The sequence below is a fragment of the Prevotella sp. tf2-5 genome (genome assembly GCF_900115435.1).
Taxonomy (GTDB): Bacteria; Bacteroidota; Bacteroidia; order Bacteroidales; family Bacteroidaceae; genus Prevotella.
Window position 1 is genome coordinate 54,874 of the sequence record NZ_FOWK01000005.1, and the last position, 15,393, is coordinate 70,266.

General features: G+C 48.5%; 13 protein-coding genes. 4 read left to right on the plus strand and 9 right to left on the minus strand.

Annotated elements, in window-relative coordinates:
- The first annotated feature begins 54 nt into the window (after positions 1–54).
- A complete protein-coding gene (locus BM257_RS06745; RefSeq protein WP_092070108.1) occupies positions 55–2,793 on the plus strand; it encodes a hypothetical protein in 2,739 nt (912 codons plus the stop codon).
- The gene (locus BM257_RS06750; RefSeq protein WP_092070111.1) at positions 2,793–4,691 is read left to right on the plus strand and encodes an AAA domain-containing protein; all 1,899 of its coding nucleotides are present in this window, start codon (positions 2,793–2,795) and stop codon (positions 4,689–4,691) included. The genes BM257_RS06745 and BM257_RS06750 overlap by 1 nt, the downstream gene beginning before the upstream one ends.
- Here BM257_RS06750 and ybeY read toward each other — a convergent pair.
- The 9 genes from ybeY to xpt all read right to left on the minus strand — a co-directional run bounded on the left by ybeY (position 4,681) and on the right by xpt (position 11,908).
- Complete coding sequence (gene ybeY, locus BM257_RS06755; protein ID WP_092070114.1) at positions 4,681–5,091, minus strand: rRNA maturation RNase YbeY; 411 nt, start codon at positions 5,089–5,091, stop codon at positions 4,681–4,683. The genes BM257_RS06750 and ybeY overlap by 11 nt on opposite strands.
- Positions 5,085–6,821, minus strand: a complete 1,737-nt coding sequence (locus BM257_RS06760; RefSeq protein ID WP_092070117.1) for a membrane dipeptidase — start codon at positions 6,819–6,821, stop codon at positions 5,085–5,087. Before BM257_RS06760 ends, ybeY begins: the two co-directional genes overlap by 7 nt.
- A 3-nt stretch (positions 6,822–6,824) precedes the next feature.
- Positions 6,825–7,298 carry an Lrp/AsnC family transcriptional regulator gene (locus BM257_RS06765; RefSeq protein WP_092070119.1) on the minus strand — a complete coding sequence of 158 codons (474 nt, stop codon included), beginning with the start codon at positions 7,296–7,298 and terminating at the stop codon, positions 6,825–6,827.
- A 132-nt stretch (positions 7,299–7,430) separates the two neighbouring features.
- Positions 7,431–8,297 carry an FKBP-type peptidyl-prolyl cis-trans isomerase gene (locus BM257_RS06770; RefSeq protein ID WP_092070122.1) on the minus strand — a complete coding sequence of 289 codons (867 nt, stop codon included), beginning with the start codon at positions 8,295–8,297 and terminating at the stop codon, positions 7,431–7,433.
- Between the two features lie 3 nt (positions 8,298–8,300).
- Complete coding sequence (locus BM257_RS06775; RefSeq protein ID WP_092070125.1) at positions 8,301–9,185, minus strand: FKBP-type peptidyl-prolyl cis-trans isomerase; 885 nt, start codon at positions 9,183–9,185, stop codon at positions 8,301–8,303.
- A gap of 30 nt (positions 9,186–9,215) precedes the next feature.
- A complete protein-coding gene (locus tag BM257_RS06780) occupies positions 9,216–9,821 on the minus strand; it encodes an FKBP-type peptidyl-prolyl cis-trans isomerase (RefSeq protein WP_092070128.1) in 606 nt (201 codons plus the stop codon).
- A 30-nt stretch (positions 9,822–9,851) separates the two neighbouring features.
- Positions 9,852–10,118, minus strand: coding sequence for an FtsB family cell division protein (locus BM257_RS06785; protein WP_092070131.1), 267 nt, complete (start codon positions 10,116–10,118; stop codon positions 9,852–9,854).
- 78 nt (positions 10,119–10,196) lie between these two features.
- Positions 10,197–11,285 (minus strand): TIGR04133 family radical SAM/SPASM protein, encoded by a 1,089-nt coding sequence (locus BM257_RS06790; RefSeq protein WP_092070134.1) that lies wholly within the window; start codon positions 11,283–11,285, stop codon positions 10,197–10,199.
- 53 nt (positions 11,286–11,338) lie between these two features.
- On the minus strand, positions 11,339–11,908 hold the full coding sequence (xpt, locus tag BM257_RS06795) for a xanthine phosphoribosyltransferase (protein WP_092070137.1): 570 nt from the start codon (positions 11,906–11,908) through the stop codon (positions 11,339–11,341).
- A gap of 105 nt (positions 11,909–12,013) precedes the next feature.
- Between xpt and BM257_RS06800 the strand changes: the two genes are divergently transcribed.
- Positions 12,014–12,706, plus strand: coding sequence for an SIR2 family NAD-dependent protein deacylase (locus BM257_RS06800; protein WP_092070140.1), 693 nt, complete (start codon positions 12,014–12,016; stop codon positions 12,704–12,706).
- 329 nt (positions 12,707–13,035) lie between these two features.
- Positions 13,036–15,375: a polyribonucleotide nucleotidyltransferase gene (gene pnp, locus BM257_RS06805; RefSeq protein ID WP_092070534.1), complete on the plus strand. Its 2,340-nt coding sequence runs from the start codon at positions 13,036–13,038 to the stop codon at positions 15,373–15,375.
- Positions 15,376–15,393: the final 18 nt, after the last annotated feature.

The following is a 15,393-nucleotide window of genomic DNA, read 5'->3' on the forward strand; positions in this document are numbered from 1 at the left end:
TATAAACTATAAACTTTTTCGTACCTTTGCAGCAGAAAACTAAAACTAAAGCAAATGAAAAAACTACTATTAACAATCATGTTGACAGGATGTGCCTTCACGATGATGGCACAACGAATCGATTTCAGTTTCAGCAACGCACAAGAGGCACAGACACATGAACCAGGCTATATTGAATGGAAAATTCCTAAAGCCGCCTCCTCATCCATGTCTTTCGACAATGGGATGGAAATCACCATCTCGGCAACAGGAAATGCTGATGTCCTGAGAGACCAATGGAACAAGAACACCTGTAACAAGGGAAGAGATACTGAGCAGACAGGACTGCGCTTATTAGGAGATGGTGTGGTGGCTTTCATTGCTGACGGTGACAACACGCCGACAAGTACCAATACCCCTACCTCTATTGAGATCAAGGTCAAAGGGATGACGGCAGGCAGCCATACCGCTATGGCATACCATGTATGGAAAGATGCCAAGTCTGGTGATATGCCGAAAATCAAGGTAGAACTGAAAATCAACGAGGGCGAGTATGTTGTCAAACAGAATGACGTTGACTTTGCCAACGTCAAGAACCCGGTAGAAAACCTGAAGATGGCTGATGCCCCTTTCTCCTACGTCGACTTCAACATTAAAGAAGGAGATGTGGTATACATCAAGTATACGACTATCGTAGAGACGGGCAAGACTTACCAGACCACGAATGTCATGCTGAACGGTCTGCTCTTTGACTCATCACCTTTTGTGTCACAAGACCCAGTCCCCACCAATCGCGACTATCATGTCGATGCCGACCAGGGTTCCTGCACCTTGAAATGGACGGCAGGACCAACGGCGACAAAGCACCGCCTGTTCCTCGGCACCAATGAGAGTGAGGTGGAGAATGCCACATCACCGATTTACGAAGGGACAGAAACGGAATACACCGCCATCCAGCTGGTCTCAAAGAACTATTACTATTGGCGTGTCGACGAGGTGGAGAGTAATGGAACGGTACATAAAGGACTGGTATGGTCGTTCCGCCCCCGTCAACTTGCCTTCCCTGAGGCAGAGGGCTATGGACGCTACGCACAAGGTGGACGCGGCGGCATCGTCTATCATGTCACTAACCTCAGCGGTGACAAGGACACTCCAGGCTCGTTGCTTTATGGTTTGGTGAATATCGACGAGCCTCGTTACATCGTGTTTGATGTCAGTGGTATCATCGAACTCGACTTCGAGTCTTATTTCACCAAGCCCTATGCCTATATCGCCGGACAGACAGCACCAGGCAAGGGTATCTGTATCAAAGCATCCAATATCAATATCGGCTCTGATGTCATCGCACGTCATATCCGCTTCAAGCGCGGACTGGGTATCTATGGCGAGAACACAGGTAACGCCATGGGTATGAGTGGTGCCAACCATGCTATTGTCGACCATTGTACGGCAGCCTGGGGAACCGATGAGACGGTCAGCGGACGTGGCGCCAAGAATATCTCTTTCCAGTATTCCGTGATCTCTGAGGCATTAGGTATCGCTGGTCATAAGAACTACCCCGACGGCACCAATCATGGCTATGCGGCAACGATTGACGGACAGATCGGCTCGTGGCATCATAACCTCCTCGTCAACTGTAACGGTCGTAACTGGAGTATGGGCGGCGGTATGGATGCCAATAACATCCCCATTGGCGGACTGGACCTCTTCAATAATGTATGTTACAACTGGAAAAACCGCACCACTGATGGTAATTGTCACATGGTGAACTTCGTGGGTAACTACTATAAGATGGGCGCAGACACCAGTAGGAAGACGCTCTTCACCCAGGATTTCGAGGATGCCATCAACCCTGCCGGTACTGACCAGGCATATATCAACGGTAATATCCGCGAGAATAAAAACCACTCGCAGACTACTGATAAGAAAAACGATACCTATAATGCCACAGGTAATATCCCCACCACCTATGACTATGTGGTGAACACACCCCTGTTCCCCTCCTATGCCACTATCCACAGCGCCAAAGAAGCGATGAAGATTGTCACCAGCTATGCAGGTGCCACGATGCCTCAGCGTGACGAGCACCACCAGCGTAATATTAAAGAGACGCTGAGCGGTACCTGGACATACAAAGGCTCGAAGTCTGGTATCAAGGGAGAGATAGACAACGAGGCGGACATCACAGAACACACAGGCGGCTGGGAGGCTTATCCTGAGGAAAAACGTGCTGCCGACTGGGATACTGACCAGGATGGTATGCCCGACTGGTATGAGAAGGCTGTTGGCAGCGATCCTAATACCGCCAACCAGAATGATGACCCTGACAATGACGGCTGGACGCTCTTGGAAGACTATCTGGAATTCATGGCACATCCCTATATCATCGTAGAGCCGAATGCCACCAAGGAACTTGATGTGAAGCCTTTCTTTGCCGGATTCTATGGACAGAACGACAACTACGATAAAGGAACACCCACCTACAGCGTTGCTGCCGAGAGCAGTCTCTTTACACCCTCTATAACTGGCTCTGTCGTCTCTGTTCAGGCAAAAGGAAATGGTGGCGTGGGTATCGTCAATGTCACTGTTAATGACAATGAGACTACATGGACACAGAAGTTCTATGTCGCTGTGACAGGAGAGCCCACTAGCATCCCTTCTGTTTGGAGCGAAGACAATATCGAGGTCGCCAAACGTGAGTTCTTCACCACGGATGGCAAACAGGTCCGTCAGATGCAGTCACATGGCATTTACATCATGAAGGTCACAGATACCAAGGGGCATATCCATACGATGAAGATTATCAAGAGCTAATGTCACAACAAGCATCACCCATACAGGCGTTACAACAACAACGGCTGCTGCTCGAGCTGGAGTACCAGACGGAAAAAGAGACTTTCCGCAAGCAGACCGAGGAGATGGGTGTGCAACGAAAGGTAAAAAGGGGGGATGCATGGTATCCCCTGAAGGTCGACAAGAGTTATTATAACTCGTTGAACCAACTCGCCGTTGAGGTGATCCGCACTTCCGATCAGGAGATAGAACATACTTTCGAGTTCGGAAAGACCGTCATGTTCTTCTCCTGTGAGGACAACAAGATCAAATACCTCCCCTTTACGGCTACTGTCAGCTATGTGGATGGAGACCGTATGGTGTGTATCATCCCCAACAACGGATACCTGGTCACTCTGCAGAACACACAGAACTTGGGGGTGCAGCTATCCTTCGACGAGACTTCTTATCGACTCATGATGGAAGCCCTCGACCGTGCCATCAAGGGAAAAAGTCGTTTGGGCTATCTACGTGACCTCTTCTACACCCATCAGAAGGCAGAGACTTTTGTCTTTCCTCCCATGCATTTTCCTTATCTGAACCAGACACAGGAAGATGCTGTCAATATGGTATTGAGGGCTAAGGATGTCGCCATCGTCCATGGTCCTCCTGGTACTGGTAAGACGACAACCCTCGTAGAAGCCATCCGTGAGACACTGATGCGTGAGAGTCAGGTGCTGGTATGTGCACAGAGTAATATGGCTGTCGACTGGATCTCTGAGAAACTGGTTGACAGAGGTATCAATGTGTTACGTATTGGCAACCCTACCCGTGTCAACGACAAGATGCTGTCATTTACCTATGAGCGACGCTTCGAGGCGCATCCTGACTACCCCCATCTGTGGGCGATCCGCAAGGCTATCCGGGAACTGCGAGCCCATCGTAAACGAGGGGATGAGAAATTCCATCAGAAGCTGGAGAGTCTGAAAGGCAGAGCCACAGAGCTGGAGATTCGCATCAACAACGAATTATTCGGAGAGGCACGAGTCATCGCCTGTACCTTGGTAGGAGCCGCCAACCGCCTGTTGGACGGACAGAAATACGGCACCTTGTTTATCGACGAGGCAGCACAAGCTTTAGAGGCTGCCTGTTGGATTCCTATTCGCCGTGTCAGTCGTGTCATCCTTGCAGGTGACCATTGTCAGTTGCCTCCCACCGTCAAGAGCATCGCTGCCCTGAAGGCAGGACTCGACAAGACCCTCATGGAGCGTATCGTGGAGATGAAACCAGAGGTCGTTACCTTGTTGAAGATGCAGTATCGTATGAACGACGATATTATGCGTTTCTCTTCGAACTATTTCTATGACGGACAGGTAGAGAGTGCCCCGAATGTAAAGTATCGCGGCATCCTCGACCTCGATGTAGCAATGGAATGGGTTAATCCCTCAGAGAACTCGGAGTACTCAGAGTACTCTGATAAATCCTTCAAAGAAACCTTCATCGGGGAGTCGTTCGGACGTATCAACAAAGACGAGGCAGAACTGACCCTCAATACCCTCCAACAGTATTTCGAGCGTATCAGTAAACAACGCCTATTGGATGAGCGTATCGATGTGGGGATCATCTCACCCTATCGTGCCCAAGTACAATACCTCCGTCGGTTGTTGATGAAACGTGAGTTCTTCAAGCCCTTCCGTCGCCAGATCAGTATCAATACCGTGGACGGTTTCCAAGGACAAGAGCGAGATATCATCGTCCTCTCCATGGTACGCTCGAATGACGACGGACAGATAGGCTTCTTGCGTGACCTTCGTCGTATGAACGTCGCCATAACCAGAGCCCGCATGAAAGTCATTATCCTCGGGGATGTTGCCACCTTGACCCGTCATCCGTTCTATCGACAGCTTTGGCAATATATCCAGTCACTTTCTAACGCATAGCGAGAGCTTTGTTCTCTGCTGCCTCCATCATTTCACGCTCCCCAGGACCCTTGTCGTTGATTCCACAAAGGTGAAGGATACCATGAATGATGACACGATGCAATTCCTCATCATACTCCTTATGAAAGAGCTCGGCATTGGAGCGTACAGTATCCAGTGAGATAACGAGATCACCATTGAGCACATCACCCTCGTCATAGTCGAAAGTGATGATATCCGTATAATAGTCGTGGCCCAGGTACTGCCTGTTGACCTCCAGGATATGCTCATCATCACAGAAGAGGTAGCCCACCTCTCCCACTTTCTTCCCATAGGTGGCTGCTACCCGACGAATCCAGGCGGTCGTCTCCCGACGTTTGATATTCGGGAAACGGACATTCTCTATGTTATATGTTACCATAGTTTCTTATTAGCAGATTGGGCTTCTACTATCACACGGCGGAAATTCATTCCCCATATTTTCTTGATTTCCGCATCTGAATAGCCTCGTTTCAGCAACAGACGTGTGAAGTTGATGACCTCAGAAGCGTTGGCAAAGCCGCGAATACCACCATCGCCATCGAAGTCACTACCTATTCCGACATGGTCAATACCCATGATCTCAATAGCATGTTCCAGATGGGCAATGGCATCCTCAACGGTTGCCTCTCCATCAGAACGCAGGAAACCATGATAGAGCGTTATTTGCATGACACCACCCTTCTCAGCAAGAGCACGCATCTGGTCGTCTGTGAGGTTACGGGGATGGTCGCAGAGGGCACGACAGTTGCTATGGCTGCACACAATAGGATATTTGCTCATCTTCAGGGCGTCATAGAAACTTTTCTCGGAAGCATGGCTAAGATCCACCACAATACCCAACTTGTTCATCTTCTTGATGACTTTCTCACCAAACTTGCTGACGCCATTATGCGTCTGGTTACCTTTTGCGGAGTCACAGATGTCGTTGTCGCCATTGTGACAAAGCGTCATATACACAATACCACGATCTGCAAAATGCTTCAGGTTGTCCAGGTTGCCATCAAGGGCTATACCGTTCTCTATGCCCAACATGATGGTCTTTTTATGAGCAGACTTATTATATAAAATCTCCAAAGGATTTCTTGAAATAGTCAGATCTTCCTTATGCTGCTCGACAATCTCTTCTATCTTGTCGAAAATCTGATCAGCATAGGCTGTAGGATTCTCTGTAGGCTGAGGAAGGTAGGCTACCATGATGGTAGCATCCAGACGCCCCTCCGTCATCTTATGCAAATCAACAAGTATCCGTTCGTCACGACTGCTGAAATCAATATTCTGGGGGAAGAACATCGGGGTATCACAATGGGAGTCAAGCGTCACCATTTCGTCATGAAGGCTGCAAGCCTCACGGAACAACGCTGCCTCATGGATGAGCCACTCAAAAACAGGCAGTCCGTCAGCAAGACACTCAGGATGCCACTGCACACCCATGATGGCTTTGAACTCCGTACTCTCCATTGCCTCGATGATACCATCCTCTGACTTCGCTGTGACACGGAAACGTTTTCCACAGTCACATACAGCCTGATGGTGGAAGGAGTTGACGCGGAGAGGACTCTGGTCTGTGACCTCTGGATAGAGCTGGGAGAGGATAGAGTCTTTCTCTAAGAGTACCGGATGGGTCGCCACACTACGTTCCTCCGTCTGGGAATGGTTAATAGTGGCGATATCCGTGATGTCCTGTTTGACCTTTCCGTCCAATGCCATAGCAAGGGTCTGGATACCACGACAGATGCCCAGCATCGGGATCTGACGGTTATAGGCAAGACGGGTAATAAACAACTCTGGAAGGTCACGCTCCTCGTTGATCTCTCCCAGTTTGGGATCAGGCTCTTCATTCGCATAACGGGGGTCATAGTCACCACCGCCACTGAGTATCAGAGCATCAATATTCTCCAGCGTATTGATGATCACATCTGTATCAGCAACAGGTGGAATAATAACAGGTACACCTCCTGCTTTAACGACAGACTTATAATAACCTTCTGCCAGTTTACTGGTCAGGTCACCATAATTACCTGTGATACCAATAACAGGACGTTTTGTTGCCTCAGGAAATGTCGCATACACTCGTTGAGCCAATTGCGACTGCCAATCAAATGGATTCATAGTCTATTCACTTATACTAACAGGTATCTCACGTTTGATACTCTGTTCCAAAGAGATCAAGGTCTCTGTAGCGACAACACCAGGAATATCTTGCAGACGACCATTGAGCAGATGCATCAGTTGTTCATTGTCACGGGCATACAGTTTCACCATCATAGTGTATGGTCCTGTGGTGAAATGACATTCCACAATCTCAGGGATATGCTGGAGACAGTCTACCACATCCTTGTACATAGAACCACGCTCCAACGTTATACCCACATAGGTACAGGTGCTGTATCCCAGACTCTTAGGATTGACATCGAACCCACTACCCATAATCACATTAGCTTCTATCAAATGCTGTACTCGCTGATGTATGGCGGCACGTGACACACCACATTCTGCTGCTACATCCTTGAAAGGGATGCGTGCGTTTTTCGACAGAATATTCAGGATTTTCTTGTCGAGCTGATCAATTTTTTCTGTTGTTGCCATATTAAAAATAAGGTCTTTGTTTACAAACTGTAAGCAAAAGTAGGTATTTTTATCGATATGAGCAACATTTTGACAATAAATTTGCAGTATTTTAAACAAAAAGAGCAGATTTTTGTCTGCTCTCCTTGTTTTTTATTTATCTATAATCTCCAAAAGTTCTATTTTGAAGATGAGCATCGAGAACGGCTTGATATCATTGCCAGCACCATTTTCACCATAGGCAAGTTCATAGGGGATATACACCTCCCACTCTGAACCGAGAGGCATGTGGGTAAGTGCCTCCGTCCATCCTTTAATGACTTGGTTGCAACGGAACTCTGTAGGTTGACCACGCTGATAGGAGCTGTCGAAGACATGTCCGTCGACAGTACGCCCCTCATAGTTGACCTTCACTTTCTGCGAGGATGTAGGAAGTGCTCCCTTGCCTTCTTTCAGAACCTTATACTGGACACCACACGGCAGAGTCTTCACGTCCTTCTTCTTGGCATTCGTCTTGAGGAAATCCTCACCGGCCTTCTTGTTGTCACCGTATTTGAGCAGTGCCTGCTCCGTCTTCACTTCTTTCATGAGGGTCTGGGCTTTCTCATTAGCCTCCTTTACCGTCACCAGTCCACCTCTTCCATTGGTACCACTGATAAAGCCTGACAAAAAGAGGTCTGTGGAGATACTCTTGGTGGAGTCGTTGCCATAGATCTCCTTATTGATACCCGGCAGCATCTGGTTGGCTATCTGCTGACCAATCTGCGTACCCATAAAATACGCTGCTTTGTGATGGTCACTACTACTGGCAAACGCCTCACGAAGTCCCAGTATGAAGTCGTCCATACAGTCGATATCCATATGCTGGCGGTTCTTCAGGTAGTCTAGCAGTCCCTGTGTCTGTGCCATACCGACGAAATAACTCAGCGAGTCGATACGGGTATTTAACTGCTGTGCCTTTACACTATTGAAAGTAGCACCCACCATAAGGGTGAGTGCTACCAAGATGATTTTTCTCATCGTTTACTTTCTTTTAGGATTAACCTCCAACAACTCTATCTTGAAAATAAGCATAGAGAAAGGCTTAATGTCATTACCCTGCTGACGTGGACCATAGGCAAGTTCCTGGGGAACATATACCTCCCATACAGAACCAGCGGGCATGTGGACGAGAGCTTCTGTCCATCCTTTGATAACCTGGTTGCAACGGAACTCTGCCGGCTCACCACGCTTGTAAGAACTGTCGAATACGGTACCGTCAAGCAGACGACCCTCGTAATTGACCTTCACACGAGAAGTGTCAGCTGGAATAGCACCATTACCCTCTTTGATAACCTTGTACTGTACACCACCAGCAAGGGTCTTCACACCCTCTTTCTTGGCGTTCTCTGCGAGGAATTTCTCACCAGCAACCTTGTTGGGACCAAACTCCTTCTCCATGTTCTTAGCCTTGATAGACTGCATCAGTCTCTGGGCAACCATCTGGGCGGAGTCAACAGTCATAAGACCACCCTTTCCAGTAGTACCACTAATGAAACCTGCCATGAAGTTCTTCAGAGAAATGGTCTGGGTAGAGTCATTGCCGAAAAGATCATGGTTGATACCCTTTACCATCTGGTTGCTGATCTGCTGACCAATCTGAATACCAGCATAATAAGCTGCCTTCTTCTTATCATCACCAGCATTAGCACCCTCGTTGAGACCCTTGATAAACTCGTCCATATAGGCGGTATCAATGTCCAGACGATTCACGAGATAATCTTTCAGACCATTTGTCTGAGCCATACCAATAGCATAGCTGACAGTATCAACATCACTCTTCAGGTTAGCCTTAGGAGTGCCATTGCCGCAAGAGAACATCGTGGCTGCGGCTACTGCTGCAATAGCAGCAAAAGTAAACTTTCTCATTTCTTTTTTTATTATTTCAATATTTCGATATTACATCACTTGAATCAACTCTACGTCGAAGATAAGAGCTGCGAATGGAGGGATAGAAGCTCCTGCGCCACCCTCTCCGTAAGCAAGACGGTAAGGAATGAAGAAACGGTACTTGGCACCTTCCTGCATCAACTGCAGACCTTCTGTCCATCCGGCAATCACCTGCTGCAGTCCGAAAACGGCAGGTTCACCACGCTCAACACTACTGTCAAAGACGGTACCATCAATAAGGAATCCCTCATAATGACACTTCACACTGTCTTTTGCAGTAGGTTTCTTACCATTACCTTCCTTCAGTACTTGATATTGCAGTCCACTCGGCAGGGTAATCACACCGTCTTTCTTGGCGTTCTCGGCGAGGTATTTCTCACCAGCTTCCTTATGAACCTTGCCTTGCTCGGAACGCTGCTTGTTGATCTTTTCCTCTTGAGCAGCGAAATAGTCCTGTACGATCTGCTGTGCCTCCCGATGAGATACCTTCAAGTCATTGCCTGCTATCACATCCTTGATAGCTGTAGCAAAATCATCGATATTTAACTCAGCAGCACCCATCTGGGCTAATTGACGACCTATGCCCAGACCCAGCGCATAACTAATTTTATCCATTTTCTTTCTCTATAATATTATTAATGTAAACTACTTGTTGATTTTTTCCTGGAAAGAGGTGGGTCGTGGTCCATAAACCACCTTACGCTCCTCTATACGCTTCTTATAGTCCATGATTTTCTGCATCTCACGCTTTAAACCTGCGTTATCTTCTTTTAACGCATCATTCTCTGCTTTCAGTTGCTGAATCTCTTCCTGAGCTTCCCGGTATTTTTGCTGAGACACACAAGAACCGAAACCCAGAGCCACAATGACGGCAGAGAGAGCCAGATTGACAAAACAACGAATCTTCTTCATAACTCAAGCGCTTGATGATTTCGGGTGCAAAGGTACTATTAAGCGAGGACAAAACAAAGAAAATTAATGAAAAAAAGATTATTTAACGGTCAGACTCGGCTCTTGGATGCGTTTTAGATGACAGAGGATGAGGTTACCGTTCCCATCCCGCAGGTGCATACCATTCCCCTGACAGTATCGCCAATAGCGACAATCCTTACATTCACCTTTCCGCATCCATTCACGGTTACGATAGGGCATATAGCGGTTCTCCCACACTTCCATAAAGTCGTCCTCATAGATATTGCCCTGATGATAGTCGGCACGGATACTGGCACAGGCAGCGATGGAACCGTCTGCCATCACAGAACCTACCGTCACCCCTGCCTGACAATTGAAGAACAACTCACGGACCTCACCCTCATAACGTCCGAGGAAGCCCTCACAGCCATAGGAAACATGAATCCTTCCCTCCTGGCGAGTCTTACGGATGAAATCAAGCATCCCACGATATTGCTCATTACTAATCTGCATCACCGGGTCGTTGGCGGCACGTCCAACAGGAAAGATAGAATAGATTCGCCAATAACCGATGCCCTTACTGATAAGATAGTCACGGATAGCCGGTAACTGCTCATAATTACGTTGGTTGACACAGGTGACGACATCAGAAGCAATCTGCGGATGCTGCACGAAGAGATCTAAGACCTGATCGACCATCTGGAAACTCTGGGGATGACGACGCATCCAGTTGTGGTTCTCCTCCAGACCGTCCATACTGACAGTGATACTATGCATCCCTGCCTTCCGCAACGACTCAAAACGCTCTGGGGTCAGGATGAGTCCGTTAGTCACCATACCCCAGGGGAAGCCCCGTTCGAAAATCTCTTTTCCACAAACTTCCAAGTCATCACGCAACAACGGTTCTCCTCCTGTGATCGTCACAAAAACCCGATGTGGATCGGCCCTGCCGGCAATACTATCAAGCACATGGAAAAAATCCTCACGTGGCATGTCCTTGACTTCCGACAGTTTCCTGCAGTCACTACCGCAATGGCGGCAATTCACATTACATCGCAAGGTACATTCCCAGAACAACTGTCTCAAGGGATGTTCCTTGAGGATATTCCGACTCATCAGAGCCGCCGCCTCCAAAGCAATGCGCTTGCGTAAGGTTAGTTCACTCATCCTTTTTAGAGAAGACAGAATAAAGTTTGCTCTTGCCGTCTTCCATGACTACATTATTTTAGCTTGATCTCATTATTCTCCAATGATTCAATGATAGCAAGCGACTCGATACGATGAATACCGTGATCCTGCAAAACCTTTCTGCCATGCTGGAACTCCTTCTCGATGATGAACCCCATGCCGACGATGGTGGCTCCTGCTTGCTGGCACAAGTCAATGATACCCAGTCCGGCATTACCATAAGCCAGGAAGTCGTCAACAAACAACACATTATCCTCACTGGACAGGTATTCACAACTTACCATCAGGGGATATTCACGTTGCTTCGTAAACGAGCGGACCGTAGACACATAGAACTCACCCATCGTTGAGGGCTTTTTCTTCTTGGCGAAGACAACAGGCAACTCCATCAGATAACCCAGCATGACAGCTGGAGCGATACCCGACGCTTCCACAGTAATGATCTTATTGATGTCCTCGTCGGCAAAGCGTCGGATGAACTCAATAGCGATCTGCTTCATCAGGTAAGGATCCATCTGATGATTGATGAAACGGTCGACTTTCAAGATGCCACCATCCAGGCAGCGTCCGTCTTGCATAATTCTGTCACGTAATACTTTCATGAGCTTTTCTGTTTAATTTTGCAAATTTAAAAAATATTTCTCAATTCTCAATTGCCAACTCTCAATTATTTATTATTTTTGCAAAAAATCTAAATATAAAGGCTTATGAAGAAAATTGTTGTTTTGACTGGTGCCGGTATGTCGGTAGAGAGTGGACTGAAGACTTTTCGAGATGCTGACGGACTATGGGAGAACTATCCTGTGGCAAAAGTAGCGACTCATGAGGGATGGGAGGCGGATCCTACCTTGGTGACCAATTTCTATAATATGCTGCGTAAAAAATGCATCGGCACACAACCCAATGAGGGACACCGTCTGGTGGCAAAACTGGAAGAGAAATACGATGTGACCGTTGTCACCCAAAATGTCGATAATCTCCATGAGATGGCTGGTTCATCGAAGGTCATTCACCTGCATGGTGAACTGATGAAGGTATGCTCCAGCCGTGACGTGGATGACCCCCGTTACCAGATCACGCTGACACCTGAGAATTGTGAGGTAGAGCCTGGCACGAAGGCAGGTGACGGTTCCCTGCTCCGCCCATTCATTGTCTTCTTCGGTGAGGGTGTTCCCATGATCAGTGCTGCAGCCGCCGAGGCCATGAAGGCAGACATCTTCATCATCATCGGCACCTCCCTCAACGTCTATCCTGCCGCTGGATTGGTACAGTATGTGCAACCAGGAGTCCCCATCTACCTCATCGATCCCAAACCTGTCTCCGCTGGTGCTAATGTTCAACAAATCCAAAAGGGAGCCAGTGAGGGCATGAAGGAACTTTCCGCCTTGTTGATGAAATAACAAAAACCCCTGCCACGCAGGGATTTTTGTTTTGGACATTTTTGAATATAGAATTTAAATCTCGGTTCGGTCTGATAAGGAAAAATACTCGTCGCATCATTAGTTCGGAATATGGTTCTTGTACACGGTGCAAAGATACGACTAATTTCATAAAAAAAGAAAAATAATGCGGGATTTTTCGTTTTATCAATTAATAATGTGTACCTTTGCAGCCGCATTTGGCATTGCGACTGCGAAAGCAGGCTATACCACAGTTGAAAACAAGATATTCTGCATTCGTTTTGCACTGCCTTTGCACCCTTTATTTATTTTAGATGTTTTTTTACAAGATGAACGTAATTACGAAAAGTATTCAATTGCCTGATGGAAGAACCATCACCATTGAAACCGGGAAAGTGGCAAAGCAGGCCGATGGAAGTGTTATTCTCCGTATGAACAACACCGTGCTGCTGGCTACTGTTTGTGCCGCAAAAGATGCAGTTCCCGGAACAGATTTCATGCCTCTGCAGGTAGACTACAGAGAGCAGTATGCCGCCGCAGGACGTTTCCCCGGTGGTTTCACCAAGCGCGAGGGTAAGGCTTCGGACAATGAGATTCTCACCAGTCGTCTGGTCGACCGTGTGCTCCGTCCCCTGTTCCCCTCCAATTATCACGCAGAAGTATTTGTCAACGTGATGCTGCTCAGTGCCGATGGTGTTGACCAGCCTGATGCTCTTGCCGGCTTTGCCGCATCCGCAGCGTTGGCATGTTCAGATATCCCCTTCGAGTGCCCCATCTCTGAGGTTCGCGTGGCTCGTATCAATGGGGAGTATGTGATTGATCCTACCTTCGAGCAGATGAAGGAAGCCGACATGGATATCATGGTTGGTGCCTCTGCTGAGAATATCATGATGGTAGAGGGTGAGATGAAGGAGGTCAGCGAGCAGGATATGATCGGTGCCCTGAAAGCTGCTATGGCAGCCATCAAGCCTATGTGTGAGTTACAGACCGAGCTGAGCAAGGAGCTGGGTGTGGATGTGAAGCGTGAGTACGACCATGAGGTCAACGATGAGGAGCTACGTGAGCGTATGAACAAGGAGCTGTACCAGCCCGCCTATGACGTGACGAAGCAGGCTCTTGAGAAACATGCCCGTGCCGAGGCTTTCGAGAAGATCCTCAATGACTTCAAGGAGAAATATGCTGCCGAGCATGCTGACCTGACAGAAGATGAGCTGGAGGAGAAATATGCCATGATGGAGCGTTACTATCATGATGTGGAGCGTGACGCCATGCGTCGTTGCATCCTCGATGAGGGTATCCGTCTCGATGGTCGTAAGACAGACGAGATCCGTCCTATCTGGTGTGAGGTGTCTCCACTGCCCATGCCTCATGGAAGCTCTATCTTCACCCGTGGTGAGACACAGTCGTTGACAACGGTCACCCTGGGTACTAAGCTCGATGAGAAACTCGTGGATGACGTGCTCGACAAGAGCTACCAGCGTTTCCTGTTGCATTATAACTTCCCACCGTTCTGTACGGGAGAGGCTAAGGCACAGCGTGGCGTCGGTCGTCGTGAGATCGGTCACGGTCATCTCGCATGGCGTGGTCTGAAGGATATGATTCCCGCAGACTTCCCCTATACCGTACGTGTCGTATCACAGATCCTGGAGTCTAACGGTTCCTCTTCTATGGCTACCGTATGTGCCGGTACCCTCGCCCTGATGGACGCTGGTGTTCCTATGAAGAAACCCGTCTCTGGTATCGCCATGGGTCTGATCAAGAACCCAGGTGAGGACAAGTATGCCGTACTGAGTGATATCCTCGGTGATGAGGATCACTTGGGTGATATGGACTTCAAGACCACTGGTACCAAGGACGGTCTGACCGCTACCCAGATGGATATCAAGTGTGACGGTCTGTCTTTCGATATCCTGGAGAAAGCGCTGATGCAGGCAAAGGCTGGTCGTGAGCACATCCTGAAGTGCATCACAGACACCATCGCCGAGCCACGTCCGGAGCTGAAGCCACAGGTACCACGTATCGAGGCCTTCGAGATTCCGAAGGAGTTCATTGGTGCGGTGATTGGTCCTGGTGGAAAGATCATCCAGCAGATGCAGGAGGATACTGGTGCCGTCATCACCATCGATGAGGAAGACGGAGTTGGTAAGATTCAGGTCAGCGGTCCTAACAAGGAGGTCATCGACGCCGCTATCGCCAAGATCAAGGCTATCGTCGCCATCCCGGAGATTGGTGAGGTCTACGAGGGTACGATCCGCAGCATCATGCCTTACGGCTGCTTCGTAGAGTTCATGCCTGGCAAGGACGGTCTGCTCCATATTTCAGAGATTGACTGGAAGCGCCTTGAGACTGTCGAGGAAGCCGGTCTGAAGGAAGGTGACAAGATCACCGTTAAACTGTTGGAGATTGACCCGAAGACAGGTAAGTTCAAGCTCTCTCATCGTGTACTCGTTGAGAAGCCTGCCGACTATGTAGAGCCTCAGCAGCGTCGTCGTGAGCGCCCGGAGCGTGGTCCACGTCCAGAGCGTGGCGAGCGTCGTGAGCGTCCGGAGCGTGGTGAGCGCCGCCCCCGTCCGGAGCGTCGTGAGCGCCCTGAGCGTAACGAGGAGTACCATGAGCCCAGCAATGAGCCTAAGGACTTCACGGATGCCCTTGACAAGATGGACTTCTAAACAGAAAACCTAATATTA